At 72.1% G+C, this 15,731-nt stretch carries 15 protein-coding genes; 11 read left to right on the forward strand and 4 right to left on the reverse strand.

Going from position 1 to position 15,731, the window contains the following annotated elements; genetic code table 11:
- Positions 1-13 precede the first annotated feature (13 nt).
- A complete protein-coding gene (locus tag ACFY1T_RS19045) occupies positions 14-466 on the forward strand; it encodes a MarR family winged helix-turn-helix transcriptional regulator (RefSeq protein ID WP_390789180.1) in 453 nt (150 codons plus the stop codon).
- On the opposite strand, the gene ACFY1T_RS19050 is transcribed toward ACFY1T_RS19045, so the two are convergent.
- Positions 463-1,164, reverse strand: a complete 702-nt coding sequence (locus tag ACFY1T_RS19050) for a nitroreductase family protein (protein WP_390789181.1) — start codon at positions 1,162-1,164, stop codon at positions 463-465. The genes ACFY1T_RS19045 and ACFY1T_RS19050 overlap by 4 nt on opposite strands.
- A 98-nt stretch (positions 1,165-1,262) precedes the next feature.
- On the opposite strand from ACFY1T_RS19050, the gene ACFY1T_RS19055 reads away from it, so the two are divergent.
- A complete protein-coding gene (locus ACFY1T_RS19055; protein ID WP_390789182.1) occupies positions 1,263-1,799 on the forward strand; it encodes a GNAT family N-acetyltransferase in 537 nt (178 codons plus the stop codon).
- Positions 1,800-1,803: 4 nt separating this feature from the next.
- Here ACFY1T_RS19055 and ACFY1T_RS19060 read toward each other — a convergent pair whose 3' ends face one another.
- On the reverse strand, positions 1,804-3,831 hold the full coding sequence (locus ACFY1T_RS19060) for a phosphocholine-specific phospholipase C (RefSeq protein ID WP_390789183.1): 2,028 nt from the start codon (positions 3,829-3,831) through the stop codon (positions 1,804-1,806).
- Between the two features lie 119 nt (positions 3,832-3,950).
- Positions 3,951-4,967 (reverse strand): NADP-dependent oxidoreductase, encoded by a 1,017-nt coding sequence (locus ACFY1T_RS19065; protein WP_390789184.1) that lies wholly within the window; start codon positions 4,965-4,967, stop codon positions 3,951-3,953.
- A 101-nt stretch (positions 4,968-5,068) separates the two neighbouring features.
- On the opposite strand from ACFY1T_RS19065, the gene ACFY1T_RS19070 reads away from it, so the two are divergent.
- The 5 genes from ACFY1T_RS19070 (at position 5,069) to ACFY1T_RS19090 (ending at position 9,650) form a co-directional block, all read left to right on the forward strand.
- Entirely contained in the window at positions 5,069-5,962 is an 894-nt protein-coding gene (locus tag ACFY1T_RS19070; protein WP_390789185.1) for a LysR family transcriptional regulator, read from the forward strand.
- Positions 5,963-6,223: 261 nt separating this feature from the next.
- Positions 6,224-6,352 carry a hypothetical protein gene (locus tag ACFY1T_RS19075; RefSeq protein WP_266625109.1) on the forward strand — a complete coding sequence of 43 codons (129 nt, stop codon included), beginning with the start codon at positions 6,224-6,226 and terminating at the stop codon, positions 6,350-6,352.
- Between the two features lie 81 nt (positions 6,353-6,433).
- The gene (locus ACFY1T_RS19080; RefSeq protein ID WP_390789186.1) at positions 6,434-7,474 is read left to right on the forward strand and encodes a 3-isopropylmalate dehydrogenase; all 1,041 of its coding nucleotides are present in this window, start codon (positions 6,434-6,436) and stop codon (positions 7,472-7,474) included.
- Between the two features lie 242 nt (positions 7,475-7,716).
- Positions 7,717-8,817: a branched-chain amino acid aminotransferase gene (locus ACFY1T_RS19085; RefSeq protein ID WP_030857447.1), complete on the forward strand. Its 1,101-nt coding sequence runs from the start codon at positions 7,717-7,719 to the stop codon at positions 8,815-8,817.
- Between the two features lie 398 nt (positions 8,818-9,215).
- The gene (locus tag ACFY1T_RS19090; protein WP_099889316.1) at positions 9,216-9,650 is read left to right on the forward strand and encodes a hypothetical protein; all 435 of its coding nucleotides are present in this window, start codon (positions 9,216-9,218) and stop codon (positions 9,648-9,650) included.
- An 81-nt stretch (positions 9,651-9,731) separates the two neighbouring features.
- Here ACFY1T_RS19090 and ACFY1T_RS19095 read toward each other — a convergent pair whose 3' ends face one another.
- Positions 9,732-11,174: a cytosine permease gene (locus ACFY1T_RS19095; protein ID WP_390789187.1), complete on the reverse strand. Its 1,443-nt coding sequence runs from the start codon at positions 11,172-11,174 to the stop codon at positions 9,732-9,734.
- Positions 11,175-11,330: 156 nt separating this feature from the next.
- Here ACFY1T_RS19095 and ureA point away from each other — a divergent pair, with 156 nt between their 5' ends.
- Genes ureA through ACFY1T_RS19115 form a run of 4 tightly spaced genes read left to right on the forward strand, consistent with a single transcriptional unit; the run spans position 11,331 to position 15,504 of the window.
- Positions 11,331-12,053: an urease subunit gamma gene (gene ureA / locus ACFY1T_RS19100; RefSeq protein ID WP_390789188.1), complete on the forward strand. Its 723-nt coding sequence runs from the start codon at positions 11,331-11,333 to the stop codon at positions 12,051-12,053.
- Positions 12,050-13,783 carry an urease subunit alpha gene (locus ACFY1T_RS19105; protein ID WP_390789189.1) on the forward strand — a complete coding sequence of 578 codons (1,734 nt, stop codon included), beginning with the start codon at positions 12,050-12,052 and terminating at the stop codon, positions 13,781-13,783. The genes ureA and ACFY1T_RS19105 overlap by 4 nt, the downstream gene beginning before the upstream one ends.
- Before the next feature lie 45 nt (positions 13,784-13,828).
- Positions 13,829-14,866, forward strand: a complete 1,038-nt coding sequence (locus tag ACFY1T_RS19110; protein ID WP_390789190.1) for an agmatine/peptidylarginine deiminase — start codon at positions 13,829-13,831, stop codon at positions 14,864-14,866.
- 29 nt (positions 14,867-14,895) lie between these two features.
- Complete coding sequence (locus tag ACFY1T_RS19115; RefSeq protein ID WP_390789191.1) at positions 14,896-15,504, forward strand: TetR/AcrR family transcriptional regulator; 609 nt, start codon at positions 14,896-14,898, stop codon at positions 15,502-15,504.
- The last annotated feature ends 227 nt before the right edge of the window (positions 15,505-15,731 follow it).

A 15,731-nucleotide genomic window follows, 5' to 3' on the forward strand; every position in this document is an offset into this window, starting at 1 on the left:
CTAGGCTGGGCCCGTGAACTCGGCCCTCGCGCACATCCAGACCCTCCCGAGCTGGCTCGTGGGGCGGGTCGCGGCGCGCGGCCGCGGCCTGGTAGCCGAGGCTCTCGCCGCGGAGGGGCTGAAGCTCGCGCACCACGCGGTGCTGGCGGCGACCGCCGAGTACGGCCCGGTGGCCCAGGCCGACCTCGGCCGCCGGCTCGGCATCGACCCCAAGGACCTGGTCGGACTCCTCAACCACCTCGAAGCCGCCGGCCTCCTCCTGCGCGCCCCGGACCCGGCGGACCGCCGCAAGAACGCCGTCACCCTCACCCCGGCGGGCGCGGCCGCCCTCACCCGCTGCGCCACCCTGGCCGAGCAGGCCAACGCCGCGTTCCTGTCGCCCCTCACCCCCGCCGAACGCGACCAGCTGACCGCCCTCCTGACCCGCGTCCACGAAGCCCCGGGCGAACCGCGACCCGAGGGCTAGACCTCGGTCATGACCTGGCCGAGGGACTTGCGGGTGAGGTCCGGGACCTCGCAGTCGTCGGCCGGGTAGCCGATGGGGATGACCGCGAAGGCCTTCTCGTTCTCCGGGCGGTGCAGCACGTGGGAGAGGAAGCGCATCGGGCTCGGGGTGTGGATCAGGGCCGCGAGGCCGCTGAGGTGGAGGGCGGTCAGGAGCATGCCGACCGCGATGCCGACCGATTCGTCGACGTAGTAGTGCTTGCGCTTGGCGCCGTCCGGGCCGAGCCAGTAGCGCTGCCGGAAGACGACGAGCAGGGCGGGGGCGTCGGTGAGGTGGGTCTTGACCGCGTCCGTGCCCAGCGGGCGCAGGGCGGCCAGCCACTCGTCGCCGAGGCGGCCGTCGTACGAGATCAGCTCCTCCTGCTCGGCGGCGTCGCGGATCCGCCGGCGCACCTGCGCGTCCTTGACCAGGACGAAGGTCCACGGCTGCTGGTGGGCCCCGGAGGGGGCGGTCGCCGCGCAGGCGATCGCGTCGCGCACGACCTGCTCCGGCACGGGGTCGGGGGAGAAGTGGCGGACGGTGCGCCGCTCGTCCATGCGCCTGCGCAACTCCGCGGCCCGCGCGAGCGATTCCGCGCTCGGCAGCCGCGCGGGCCGGTGGGCGACGGGCCGGTAGGGCGCGCCGTGGGTGGGGGTCCACTGCCGGGTCTCGGGAGGCATGCACCGATCCTCACGGGTGCGGCCGCGCGGGGCACGGCCCGTTCCGGTCGCTCCCGCGGATTTCCGGCCCTTCCCGCGGCCGTTGATAACTTCGCCGTATGGACATCCTGCTGAAGCACACCTCCCGACTCGGGGACGGCGAGCTCCGCGAGCTGCGGGAACTGCTCGACCGGGCCTTCGGCGGGGACTTCGCCGACGAGGACTTCGAGCACGCCCTCGGCGGCATGCACGCCCTCGTCCGGGAGGGCGGGGAGCTCGTCGCACACGGGAGCGTGGTGCAGCGGCGGGTCCTCCACCGGGGCCGGGCCCTGCGGACCGGGTACGTCGAGGCCGTCGCCGTACGGGCGGACCGGCGCCGGCGCGGACTCGGCGGGTGGGTCATGGACGCGCTGGAGGGCGTCATCGAGCGGGCCTACGTACTCGGTGCGCTGTCGGCCTCCGCCGACGGGGCCCGGCTGTACGAGGGGCGGGGGTGGGCCGTGTGGGGCGGGCGGATCGGGGCGCTGTCACCCGCCGGGCCGGTGCGGCTCCCCGACGAGGAGGGGTCGACGTACGTGTGGTTGCCGCCCGGCGGGGTGCTGGAGGACCCCGCCGGGCGGCTCGACTTCGACTGGCGTGACGGCGACGTGCTGTAGCGCGTCAGCCCGAGATGCTGGGCGCGCCCGTCTCGATGTGGCCCGTGTAGCGGCGCGACCAGGTGCCGTCGTTGTCCGCGAGGATCGTGAAGTCGTACCAGCCGTCGTTGTACGCGACCGCGTTGAAGTAGTCCTCGCGCGAGGAGTTCGCCGGGACGGTGTACGTCCACGGGCCGTCCGAGCGGTAGGCGTTCGAGCGGATCGTGAAGGTGACGGGCGCGGCCGACGCGTTCGTCATCTTGAACCAGACCGCGGTCTTGCCCGTGCCCGGCTCCACCGCGAAGCGGGCCGCCACCTCGACCGCCTTGCCCGCCTTCGACGCGTCGCCGATGAACCGGCGCAGGAAGCGGTTCGGTCCGTACATCGAGATGTCGTACTTGCCGGAGCCGCTGCCGAGGCCGATGTTGAAGTAGTCCGTCCCCGTCGCGCCCGGTTCCACCGTGTACTGCCAGGCGGCCGTGTCCCGGTACTGGTGCGGGTGGATCGAGAAGTGCGCCGCCTGCTTCGCCTGCGCGCCCTGGTTGGTCATCGAGAACCAGGCCAGGATCTTGCCGGCCGCCCCGAACTCGAACCGGTCCAGGTTGCCGTTGACCTGGTAGGGAAGGGCCCGCGCCGGGCGGGTTCCGGGCTCCTGGACCGGGAGCGCGTTGTCCTGCGGCACCGGGTTGGGGAGCGGACCGCAGGTCGCCTGGCCGATGACCTTGGCGGTCGAGGGCAGGCCGGCCGGCACCCCGTACACCGGGCGCGCGAAGTCGAAGACGCCGGTCAGGTCGCCGGTCACCTTGCGGCGCCAGGCGCTGATGTTCGGGCAGTTCGCCGGGGTGCCGAGGGCCGCCGTCCATTTCTCCATGAAGCGGAGCACCGAGGTGTGGTCGAAGACCTCCGAGCTCACCCAGCCGCCCCGCGTCCACGGGGACATGACGATCATCGGGACGCGGAAGCCGAGGCCGATCGGGGTGCCGTCGATGTACTCGTCCGGGGTGCCGGGCGGGGCGACGGGCGGCGGGACGTGGTCGAAGAAGCCGTCGTTCTCGTCGTAGTTGAGGAAGAGGACGGTGGAGTCGAAGACCTCGGGGTTCGCGGAGAGCGCCCGGTAGACCAGGTCCACGAAGTGCGCGCCGTCGCCGGGAGGGGCGTACGGGTGCTCCGAGAAGGCCTCGTTCGCGACGACCCAGGAGACCTGCGGCAGGGTGCCGGCGACGACGTCCGCGCGGATGGCGGCCGCGATGTCGTCGGGGGTGGAGCCGGTGGCCTTGGGGACGGATGCCATGCCCCGGTCCCACAGCGGGTTGCCGGGCGCCGCGTCCGTGAACTTCTTGAAGTAGGCCAGACCGTTGTCGCCGTAGTTGTCCTGGGCGTTCTGGTAGACCTTCCAGCTCATGCCGGCGCGCTGGAGGGCCTCGGCGTACGTCTCCCAGGTCAGCCCGGACTCGTCGCCGCCGTCCTTGCTGCCCGCGTCGACCTTGCCGCTCCACAGGAAGGTGCGGTTCGGGCCGGTCGCGCTCAGGGTGGAGCAGAAGTACGCGTCGCAGACGGTGTAGTTGTCGGCGAGCCCGTAGTGGAAGGGTATGTCCCCGCGGTCGAGGTGGCCGAGGGTGCGGGTGTTGCCCACGCCGAGGACCCAGTTGTCCATCCGGCCCTTGTTCCAGGCGGCGTGCTGGGAGGTCCAGCTGTGCGGGAGGTCGCCGTTGCACTGGGCGAGGGTCTCGCCGTCGACGCCGCCGGCCGCGGGGGTGGAGCTGAGCTTCCACGGGTACTGGCGGCCGCCCCAGTTGGGCTGGTTGAACATGCCCCAGCCGCCCGGGATGTTGCCGGCGGCGCGGTCGCCGAAGCCGCGGACACCCTTCAGCCTGCCGAAGTAGTGGTCGAAGCTGCGGTTCTCCTGCATCAGGATCACCACGTGCTTCACGTCGGTGATCGTGCCGGTCGCGGCGGCGGCGGCCGCCGACGTCGGCGCGATCGCCGGCAGGGCGGCCCCGGCCATCAGCCCGGCGCCGATACCCACGAAACCTCTGCGGCTGATCGGTGTCACTGGCTACTCGCCTCCAACTCAAGTGCCCCGCTGGCACATTGACGGAAAGAGTGGCGGGCGCCGGGCCAAAGGTCTACATCCGTGCGGTAAGAAGTCGGTGAACATCCGGTTGGCTGGATTCACTCCCCGAGACCGACGAGCATCTTGCCCAGATTGTCCCCTCGCAGCATGCCCAGGAAGGCATCCACCGTGTGATCAAATCCCTGGACAACGGTGGTGTCCGTGCCGATCCGGCCGCTCTGCAGGTGCGGGACCAGGAAGTCCTCCATCTCGTCCTGCAAATTGGTGTGATTGCGAACCAATACCCCTTCCAGCCGCAGCGACTTGTGGACGATCTCGAAGAGGTTGCGCGGCGCGGCCGGCGAGCGGTCCCCGTTGTACATCGAGATCCCGCCGACCCAGGCGATCCGCCCGTACTCGCGCAGCACGTCGATCGCGCCCGCCAGATGGTCCCCGCCCACGTTGTCCACGTACACGTCGATGCCGTCCGGCGCGGCCAGCGCGAGCTGCTCGCCGACCGGCCCGTCGTGGTAGTCGAACGCCGCGTCGAAGCCGAGCACCCCGGTCAGGTGGCGGACCTTCGCCGCCGAGCCCGCGCTGCCGATGATCCGGCGGGCGCCCAGCAGCCGGGCGATGTGCCCGGTGGCGGTGCCGACGCCGCCCGCGGCGGCCGAGACGAACAGGTCCTCGCCCTCGCGCAGCGCCGCGGTCCGGGTGAGGGCGGCGTACGCGGTCAGACCGGTGCCGCCGAGGATGCCCAGGTACGCCTCCAGCGGGACGCCCGCATGCCCGCGCAGGGTGCGGGTGCCGTTCACGCCGAGGGTGACGAGGGCGTGCGTGCGCCAGCCCTCGCGGTGGAAGACCAGGTCGCCCTCGCGCAGCCCCGGGTCGCGGGAGGCGAGCACCCGGCCCACCGAGCGCCCCTCCAGCGGGGTGTTCAGCTCGAAGCCGCCCTCGCCGCCGTCCATCATCCCGCGGTGGTACGGGTCCACCGAGAGCAGCAGGTTCCGCACCAGGGCGGTGCCCGGGGCGGGGGAGGGGAGCGGGGTCTGGACGTACGCGAAGTCGCTCGCGACGGGGAAGCCGGCGGGGCGGGCGGTCAGGTGGACGGCGTGGGCGGTGTGGTTCGTGGTCATGGACAGGACGCTAGGAAGGAATCACCGGCCCGGGCAGGGGGTTGCGCTCATGGAAGCCGCACATCCATGAAAACCGCTCATAGAACGAGGTGAGAGCCACCGTGGCCGAGCTCGCTCCGCACGAACTCCGCGTCCTGGTGGCCGTGGCCGAGACCGGCGGCTTCTCCGCCGCGGCCTCCCGGCTCGGCCTCACCCAGTCGGCCGTGTCGCACTCGGTGCGCGGCAGCGAGGCCAAGGTCGGGGCGGTCCTCTTCGAGCGCGGGCGCACCGGGGCCTCGCCCACCCCGGCGGGGGAGCGGGCCGTCGGCCTCGCCCGCCGGATCCTGAGGCTGTACGAGGTCCTGGGCGCCGAGGTGCGCGGCGCCGGCCGGGACGCCGGGGACGAGGTCGGGGGCGTGCTGCGCATCGCGGCGTTCCGCAGCGCGGCCCTGCACCTGCTGCCCCCGGCCCTGGAGCGGCTCACGGCCCGCCACCCCGGCATCCGCCCCGAGGTCCGGGTGGTGCGCGAGCTCGGCGCCGGCACGGCCGGGGAGGTGGCCGCGGGCCGCGCCGACCTCGGCATCGCCACGCTGAACGGGACCGGCCCCGCGGCGCGGGACGGCGGCGCGGCCGGCCTGCTGACGGGGGTGCTCCGGGAGGAGGTGTACGCCCTGGTCCACCCCGCCGGACACCCGGACCCGAAGGCCCTGCCCCTGCTGGACTGGGACGAGAACTGCGGCTCGTACACGCGCGACTGGTGGCGGGCCCAGGACTGGATCCCGCCCGCCACCGTCAAGGCGGAGGACGACGCGATGGTGCTGACCATGGTCGGGCGCGGGCTCGGCATGGCGATCCTGCCCGAGCTGTCGCTCCGCGAGGCCACGGACGCCGTGGACATCACCGGACTGGGCCCTTCGGGGCCGGTGAGACGCGTGGGATACGTCACCACGCCGGAATCGGCCTCGACACTCGTCGTACGCGCTCTGATCAGGGAACTTCGCTCCGAGAAGGACTGAATCGGAGGTCCGTGAAGGGGCCTTCCGAGGGCTCGTCCGTCTCAGATAGTAGGAAGCCCGACTAATTGCGGAGACATACAACGGGAGCTGCCCTAGCTTTGTAGAAGCCGAACGTCTCGCCGATCCGGCGAATGGCGGTCGAGAGCGCGCGCCCCTGGGCAGGCAACCCCTGCCGCGCACCGCTCCCCGCCTCTTCCGGCGCCTTGAAGGAACCCCTCATCCGTGGCCCCGCCACGCCGTGATCTCAAGGAGTCGATCACCATGACCGCATCCACCGCAGCCCGCCGCGTCCGCCACTCCTCCACGGCCGACGCCGACCGCAAGAACGCCGCGGCCGCCCTCCAGCGCGCCCTCGACCGCCGGGACAACGGCGGCTCGACCGGCCACTGAGCAGCCCTGCCCCTCGGGCGTATTGGTCCACATGGTGGACGGGATATGCCCGAGGGCTGGGACAGGGAGTACGGTTCCGACATGTCGACCAGCATCAATCTCGCAGTGATCCCCGGTGATGGCATCGGCCAGGAAGTCGTGGCTCAGGGCCTCAAGGTCCTTACCGCGGTCCTGCCCCAGGATGTGAAGCTGGAGACCAAGGAGTACGACCTCGGCGCTCAGCGCTGGCACCGCACCGGTGAGACCCTCCCGGACGGGGAGCTCGAAGCGCTGAGGCACCACGACGCGATCCTGCTGGGCGCCATCGGCGACCCGTCGGTCCCGTCCGGCGTGCTGGAGCGTGGACTGCTGCTGAAGCTCCGCTTCGCCTTCGACCACTTCATCAACCTGCGCCCGTCGAAGCTCTTCCCGAACACCGCGACCCCGCTCGCCGGGCGTCCGGAGATCGACTTCGTCGTGGTCCGCGAGGGCACCGAGGGCCCGTACACCGGCAACGGCGGCAGCCTGCGCACCGGTACGCCCGCCGAGGTGGCCACCGAGGTCAGCATCAACACCGCGTACGGCGTGGAGCGCGTCGTCCGTGACGCGTACGAGCGGGCCGCCTCCCGCCCCCGCAAGAAGCTGACGCTGGTCCACAAGAACAACGTCCTCGTGTACGCGGGCCACATGTGGAAGAACATCTTCGACAGGGTCGGCCAGGAGTACCCCGAGGTCACCACCGACTACCTGCACGTCGATGCCGCGACGATCTTCTTCGTCACGCAGCCCGAGCGCTTCGACGTCATCGTGACCGACAACCTCTTCGGTGACATCCTCACCGACCTGGCCGCCGCCGTGACCGGCGGAATCGGCCTCGCCGCCTCCGGGAACATCAACCCGACCGGCGCCTTCCCGTCCATGTTCGAGCCCGTCCACGGCTCGGCCCCGGACATCGCCGGCACCGGCAAGGCGGACCCGACCGCGACGATCCTCTCGGTCGCCCTCCTGCTGCGCCACCTCGGCCACGAGGACCGCGCCGCCCGCATCGAGGACGCGGTCAGCGCCGACCTCGCGGAGCGCGACGGCACCTTCCGCTCCACCGAGCAGATCGGCGACGCGCTCGCCGCCCGAGTAGCCGGCTGACCCGGCAGCTCCACCTCAGGAGGCCGCCGGGCCGCGCGTACGACGCACCCGGCGGCTTTTCCTGTGCGGCCCCGGGTGCCACCATCTCCCCTGGGCCGCAATCACTCCGCTTCACCCTGCTTCTCCGAAGGCACCTCGCGCGCGATAATCGAACGCGAGACCGCGGAATGCGGGGAAGCTCGGACGTCCTGGTACGCCGTGAGCGCGGTCCGCCCTACGAAACCGGTGAAGGACAAGCACTCATGACGACGCCCACGATCGAGCTCAAGCCCTCCTCGAACCCGCTGTCCGATGCGGAGCGCGAGGCGATCCTGGCCAGCCCCGGCTTCGGCCGCCACTTCACCGACCACATGGTGACGATCAAGTGGACCGAGGGTCGCGGCTGGCACGACGCCGAGCTGGTCCCTTACGCGCCGCTGTCGATGGACCCGGCGAACATGACCCTGCACTACGCGCAGACGATCTTCGAGGGCCTCAAGGCCTACCGCCAGCCCGACGGCACCGTCGCCACCTTCCGGCCGCGGGCCAACGCCGAGCGCTTCCAGGCCTCCGCCCGCCGCATGGCGATGCCGGAGCTGCCCGCCGACCTCTTCATCGAGGCCTGCGACGCGCTGATCAAGCAGGACCGCGCCTGGGTGCCGGACTCCGGCGAGGCCTCCCTGTACCTGCGGCCGTTCATGTTCGCGTCCGAGGTCGGCCTCGGCGTCCGCCCGGCCAACGAGTTCCTCTTCATGGTCATCGCCTCGCCCGCCGGCGCGTACTTCCCCGGCGGCGTCAAGCCGGTCTCCGTCTGGCTCTCCGAGGAGTACGTCCGCGCCGTCAAGGGCGGTACGGGCGCGGCCAAGACCGGCGGCAACTACGCGGCCTCCCTCGTGGCCCAGGCCCAGGCCGCCGAGCACGGCTGCGACCAGGTGGTCTGGCTCGACGCCGTCGAGCACCGCTGGATCGAGGAGATGGGCGGCATGAACCTGTACTTCGTGTACGGGGACGAGGACGGGACGCAGCGCATCGTCACCCCGGAACTCACCGGCTCCCTCCTGCCGGGCATCACCCGCGACTCCCTCCTCACCATCGCCCGCGACCTCGGCTACACCGCCGAGGAGGGACGTATCTCCACCGAGGACTGGAAGCGCGACAACGAGAACGGCACCCTCACCGAGGTGTTCGCCTGCGGCACCGCCGCCGTCATCACCCCGGTCGGCTCGGTCAAGTCCGAGCGCGCCAACTGGACCCAGGGCACCGGCGAGCCCGGCGAGGTCACGATGAAGCTCCGCAAGGCGCTGCTGGAGCTCCAGACCGGCCGCACCGCCGACACCCACGGCTGGATGCACCCGCTCGGCTAGGACCGCGGCGCGCCCGTCACGAAGAAGAGGTCCCGGCCGGGAGGCCGGGGCCTCTTCGCGTGTCCGGGACCCGGCCCGCCGCACGGTGGGGGAGCGCCGCGCGTGCGATCGGTCCGTGCCACCCGTACGGGGGTACGCCGGCGCGGTTGCCCGGCGTCGCCCCGCCGGGGGCGCGGGGGCCGTCCGCGCCAGGGCCCGCCGGTGTTGCGGCCCCGCCCTCCGCCGGGTGGGGGCGCACGGGTCCGGTCCGTTCGGAAGTGCGGCGGACCTACCGGCGTGCGACGTTGATCCCGGCTGCCCATGCGGTGCCGGACACCGGTCCCGGGCGGCACGGCACGCCCCCGTGGCGTGAATCTCTCGTGCGTCGGCCGATGCGGCCGGCGGGAAGGCGGATCCCCATGAAGCGGTTCGTTGCCTCCGGCCTGCTGTGCACGGCCGCGGTACTCGGCGCCTCGGCATGCTCCAGCAGCGACGACACGACGCCGGCGGAGGCAGCTTCGTCGGCCAGTGCCGCGCTGTGCACCAACCTCGTCCAGTTGAAGTCGGACAACGCCGCGCTGAAGGCGCTGAATCCGGCCACGGCCACCAAGGACCAGCTGAAGTCGGCGTACGACGCCGTCCAGAACGACTGGAAGAACGTCAAGGAGAACACCTCGGCCCTGAAGTCCGCCGAGAAGGACGCCGTGACCTCGGCCGCGGAGAACCTCAAGAAGGCCTACGAGGACCTGCCGGGCGACACCACGGGCAAGGACGCGATCACCCAGCTCCAGCCGCAGATCCAGGCACTGGACACCGCGGCCACTCAGGCGACGACCGCGAACAACTGCCGTTAGCGCGCGGCGGCGACGGCGGCGCGGGCCCCGGGAGGACGTCCTCCCGGGGCCCGCGCCGCATGCCGGTCCCGGCGCCCGCCGTCAGTCGGCGGCGACCGCGACCCTGTCGGCCGGTGCGGCCGGCTCCGCGGACCCGGCCGCGGCGGAGGAACGCCGTGCGGTCAGGGCCGTGTAGACCAGGCCGCCGGCCAGGCCGGAGAGGACGAAGGAACAGTCCACGCCGCCGGTCAGGGCGAGCAGCGGGCCCTCGTAGAAGGGGGTGGTCACCGCGAGCAGGCCGACTCCGGCGCCGATGGCCCAGGAGACGGTGGCGGCCGCGTTCCAGCCCCCGCGGTACCAGTAGATCCCGCCCACCGAGCGGCGGTTGAACACCTGGAGGGCGTCGGCGTCGTACTGCCCGCGGCAGCGGACGTAGCCGATCAGGGTGATCACGGCCCACGGGGTGCCGATCGCGGTCAGCAGCAGGACGAACGAGGTCATCGCGGACTGCACGTCCCACTCGAAGGAGCCGATGAAGACGAAGGCGGTGGCCACGGCGGCCGCGACGAGCGTGGCCTTGGCGCGGGTGGCCTTGGGCACGATGGCGTCGAGGTCGAGGCCCATGGAGTAGAGCATGAGCCCGGCGTTGCCCACCGAGCCGGCCGCGGCGGCGGCGAGCAGCGGGAGCAGGTACCAGTACGGCGCGGCCTCGACGAGGGGCCCGGCGTACTCGGCGCCGGCCTTGGCGGCGAGGGCGGTGTAGGTACCGAACAGCTGCGGGATCAGCAGGCCGATCAGCAGGCCCAGTGCCGTGGACCAGAACACCTTGCGGGAGCTGTGCTCGCGGGGGGAGATGTAGCGGGTGTAGTCGCCGAGCAGGGTGATGAAGGCGACGGGCCCGCTGAGCCCGGCGGCGACGGCGGCCAGCAGCCAGGTCGGCCAGAAGGAGCCGAGCAGGTACGAGGTCTGCGGCGGGGCGGCGGTGGTGAAGTCGGGGGCGTAGGCGAAGAAGCCGACGGCGAGCAGGATCACCATGCCGATGGAGAGCACCTTGCTCATGCGCAGCAGCAGCCGGTAGCCGAAGACGGCCCCGACGACGGTACAGGCGGCCAGTACCCCGTACATCACGGCCCGCGAGACGCCGGTGTCCGGCAGCCCGGTCAGCCGGGACAGGACGCCGACCATGACGTCGCCGCCGATCCACAGGGTGAGGGCGGTGTAGCCGAGCGAGAGCAGCAGGCCGACCACCGAGCCGACGAGCCGGCCGCGGACGCCGAACTGGGCTCCGCTGGAGGTGGACAGGTTGGTCGCCGTGCGCAGGGAGACCAGTGCCAGCGGCGCGGTGAAGGCGATGCCGACGAGCGTGCCGGTCACGATGGCGGTGACCGACGGCCACAGACCCAGTCCGAAGGACGGGGGCAGCCAGCCGAACACGATCACGCCGAGGCAGAGGTTGGAGCCGAGCAGGATCGAGATCAGGTCACGGGGACCGCTCGTCCGCTCCTCCTCGGGGATGGTGTCGACTCCGCGCTGTTCTATGGGCATGGGGGGACTCCCTTGGCAGGGCGGGGGGTGGTTCGCAATTGTTTGAGCGACATTCAATGTGACCTAACCCCTGGTCCCAGGTCAATCCTTCATTGCGTGGAAATGAAGAGTTAGAGTGATGCTCTAACCCATCGACTCAAAAGGTGGTGGATCGGCGTGCGGCTGACCCCTACGGAGCGCGACCGGCTGCTGCTGCGCAGCGCGGCGGAACTGGCCAGGGCCCGCCGGGCCCGCGGACTCAGGCTCAACGTCCCGGAGGCCACGGCGCTCATCGCGGACACGGTCTGCGAGGCCGCGCGCGACGGCAAACGGCTCGCGGAGGCCATCGAGGAGGCCCGCACCGTGCTGGGCCCGGCCGATGTCCTGCCCGGCGTCTGCGACGTGGTCACCGAGGTGCACGTGGAGGCCGTCTTCGACGACGGCTCCCGCCTCGCGGTGGTCTCGGCCCCGATCCGGGGCGCGGTGCCGCTCGGCGAGAACGCCCCGGGCGCGGTCGTGCCGGGCCCCGGCGCCCCCCAGCCGGAGCCGGCGCTGCACCTGCACGTGCGCAACACGGCCTCCGTGCCGGTGAGCGTCACCTCCCACTTCCACTTCTTCGAGGCGAACCCGCGCCTCGACTTCGACCGCGCCGCCGCCTACGGCATGCGGCTGTGCGTGCCCGCGGGCTCCTCCGTACGGTTCGACCCGCACGGCGAGGCCGAGGTCGGCCTCGTCCCCATCGGCGGCGACCGCATCGCCATCGGCTTCGCCGGACTGGTCGACGGCCCCCTGGACGCCCCCGGGGCCAAGGACGAGGCCCTGCGCCGCGCCGCCGCCTGCGGCTACCTGGGGACCGGAACCGGCGACGTCGGCGACACGGCAGAGGGAGAGCGGGCGTGAGCAGGCAGACCAGGCACAGCGACCACTGCGCGCCGGGCAGCCGGCACATCGACCCCCACGAGTACGCCTCCGTCTTCGGCCCCCGCGCCGGCGACCGGGTCCGGCTCGGGGACTCCGGGCTCACCGTCCGGGTCGAGTCCGACTCCCAGAAGCCGGGCGACGAGTTCCTGGCCGGCTTCGGCAAGACCGCCCGCGACGGGCTGCACCTGAAGGCCGCCGCAGTCCGCGAGACCTGCGACGTCGTCATCAGCAACGTGCTGGTCATCGACGCCGTCCTCGGCATCCGCAAGGTCTCCGTCGGCATCCGCGAAGGCCGGATCCACGCGATCGGCCGCGCCGGGAACCCGGACACCCTCGACGGGGTGGACGTCGTCGTCGGCACCGGCACGAGCATCGTCTCCGGCGAGGGCCTGATCGCCACCGCCGGGGCCGTCGACACCCACGTCCACCTGCTGTCGCCGCGCGTCATGGAGGCCTCGCTCGCCGCGGGCGTCACCACGGTCATCGGCCAGGAGTTCGGTCCGGTCTGGGGCGTCGGGGTCAACTCCCCGTGGGCCCTCAAGCACGCCTTCAACGCCTTCGACGCCTGGCCCGTCAACATCGGCTTCCTTGCCCGCGGCTCCTCCTCGGACGCCGCGCCCCTGGTCGAGGCCCTGGCCGAGGGCGGTGCCAGCGGCTTCAAGGTGCACGAGGACATGGGCGCGCACACCCGCGCCCTGGACACCGCGCTGCGGGTGGCCGAGGAGCACGACGTCCAGGTCGCCCTGCACAGCGACGGCCTCAACGAGTGCCTGTCCGTGGAGGACACCCTGCGCGTCCTGGACGGGCGTACGATCCACGCCTTCCACATCGAGGGCTGCGGCGGCGGCCACGTCCCCAACGTCCTGAAGATGGCGGGCGTGCCGAACGTCATCGGCTCCTCCACCAACCCCACCCTGCCCTTCGGCCGGGACGCGGTCGCCGAGCACTACGGCATGATCGTCTCCGTCCACGACCTCAAGCCGGACCTCCCCGGCGACGCCGCCATGGCCCGCGACCGGATCCGGGCGGGCACCATGGGCGCCGAGGACGTCCTGCACGACCTGGGCGCGATCGGCATCACCTCCTCCGACGCCCAGGGCATGGGACGCGCCGGCGAGACCATCCGCCGCACGTTCGCCATGGCCGCCAAGATGAAGGGCGAGCTCGGCCCGCTGGAAGGCGACGGCGAGGGCGACGACAATGCCCGCGTCCTGCGCTACATGGCCAAGCTGACCATCAACCCGGCCATCGCCCACGGCCTGGCCCACGAGATCGGCTCCATCGAGGTCGGCAAACTCGCCGACATCGTGCTGTGGCGCCCCCAGTTCTTCGGCGCCAAGCCGCAGCTGGTCCTCAAGTCCGGCTTCCCCGCGTACGGGGTCACCGGCGATCCCAACGCGGCCACCGACACCTGCGAACCACTGGTGCTCGGCCCGCAGTTCGGAGCGTACGGGGCCACCCCCGCCGACATCTCCGTCGCCTTCGTCTCCGCCGCGGCCGCCACCCTGGGCGGCGACCAGATGCCGACCCGCCGCCGTCGCGTCGCCGTCCGCGGCACCCGCGGCATCGGCCCCGGGAACCTCCTCCTCAACTCCCGGGTGGGCGCGGTCGATGTGGACGCGCGCAGCGGTCTCGTCACCCTCGACGGCGACCCGCTGCGCTCCGAAGCGGCCGACTCGGTCTCCCTCAACCGCCTGTACTTCCTGTAACGCCCGTACTCCGCGTACGGCACACGGCTCTTAAGGACCCCTGCCATGACTGCAAAGCCCACGGACCACGGCTTCAGGATGCCCGCCGAGTGGACGCCCCACGAGCGCACCTGGATGGCCTGGCCCAGCCCCAACCCGACCTTCACCAACGCCCAGGAGCTCGCCGAGGCCCGCGAGGCCTGGGGCGCCGTCGCCCGCGCGGTGCGCGCGTACGAGCCCGTGACCCTGGTCGTCTCGCCCGGCGACGCCGAGAGCGCCCGAGCGGTCGTCGGCGAGGACGTGCAGCTGGTGGAGCGCGAGCTCGACGACGCCTGGATGCGCGACATCGGTCCGACCTTCGTGACGAACGGGGCGGGCGAGATCGCCGCCGTGGACTGGACCTTCAACGGCTGGGGCGCCCAGGAGTGGGCCCGCTGGGAGCACGACTCCAAGGTCGCCCGGCACGTCTCGGACCTCGCCGGCACCCGTACGTACAGCACCCCGCTGGTCAACGAGGGCGGTGCGATCCACGTGGACGGCGAGGGCACCGTGCTCCTCACCGACACCGTGCAGCTGGGCGCCGGGCGCAACCCCGAGTGGACCCGCCAGCAGGTCGAGGAGGAGATCCACGCCCACCTCGGCACCACCAAGGCGATCTGGCTGCCGTACGGCCTGGCCGGCGACTACGGCACCTACGGCACCCAGGGCCACGTGGACATCGTGGCCGCCTTCGCCCGCCCCGGCGTGGTGATGGTCCACACCCAGCCCGATCCGGCCCACCCGGACCACGAGCGCTGCAAGACCATCGCCGCCATCCTGCGCTCCTCCACGGACGCGCGGGGCCGGCGGCTGGAGGTCGTGGAGATCCCGGCGCCGACCGTGCTGGAAGAGGACGGGGAGTGGGTGGACTACTCCTACATCAACCACTACCTGTGCAACGGCGGCGTGGTGCTGTGCTCCTTCGACGACCCGCGCGACGAGGAGGCCGCCGAGATCTTCCGCGGCCTGTTCCCCGAGCGGACCGTGACACTGGTCGACGCACGTACGATTTTCGCCGGGGGTGGCGGCATCCACTGCATCACCCAGCAGCAGCCGAAGGTCTGACCTGCGGCGGATCGACGAAGGAGTGGCCCATGGCGGCGGGTGGAGTACGTGCGGTGCGGAAGAACGCGCCGCCGCGCGAGGACGTACTCGTCGCCGCCATGGCCACGATCGCCGAGCGCGGCCTGGACGGCCTGACCATGGCCGGGCTCGGCCGGCAGGTCGGCATGAGCAGCGGCCACCTCCTCTATTACTTCGGCAGCAAGGACGAGCTCCTGCTGCAGACGCTGGAGTGGAGCGAGGCGGCCCTGGGCACCCGGCGCCGGGCCCTGCTGGCCCGCAGCGGCTCGGCGCGCGAGCGGCTCCAGGCGTACGTGGACCTGTACGTGCCCGAGGAGGCCCGGGATCCGCACTGGACCCTGTGGCTGGAGGTCTGGAACCGCTCGCAGAACGCCGGCCCCCAGGAACGCGAGCGCCAGGCCGCCATCGAGGGCGCCTGGCACCGCGACCTGGTGGCCCTGCTCGCCGAGGGCATCTCGCGCGGGGAGTTCCGGCCCGTGGACCCCGACCGCTTCGGCGCCCGGCTGCGGGCCCTGCTCGACGGGTTCAGCATCCAGGTCGCCGTCGGCCTGCCCGGGATGGGGAGGGCGGACATCCTGGCCCACGTCTCGGAATTCCTCGACGAGGCTCTCGTATCGTGAGACGCGCTGCTCTTGCGCTGAGACGGTATGGCACACTGCGAGCGTGCCTGCTCAGCTCATGATTATGGACAGCAGCGCGCCGGTCCGCAGTGGCCGCTGAACCGTGGAAGAACTTCGCGGAAGCGGCCACAGTGCCCCAGACCCGCGCGCAGACCTCTCGCACCCGCGAGAGGTCTTTTCGTTTCCCGGCTCCATTCCTGCCGGGAGCGGGCCGCGCGCGATGATGG

This window comes from Streptomyces sp. NPDC001194, assembly GCF_042896985.1.
In the GTDB taxonomy this organism is placed as follows: Bacteria; Actinomycetota; Actinomycetes; order Streptomycetales; family Streptomycetaceae; genus Streptomyces.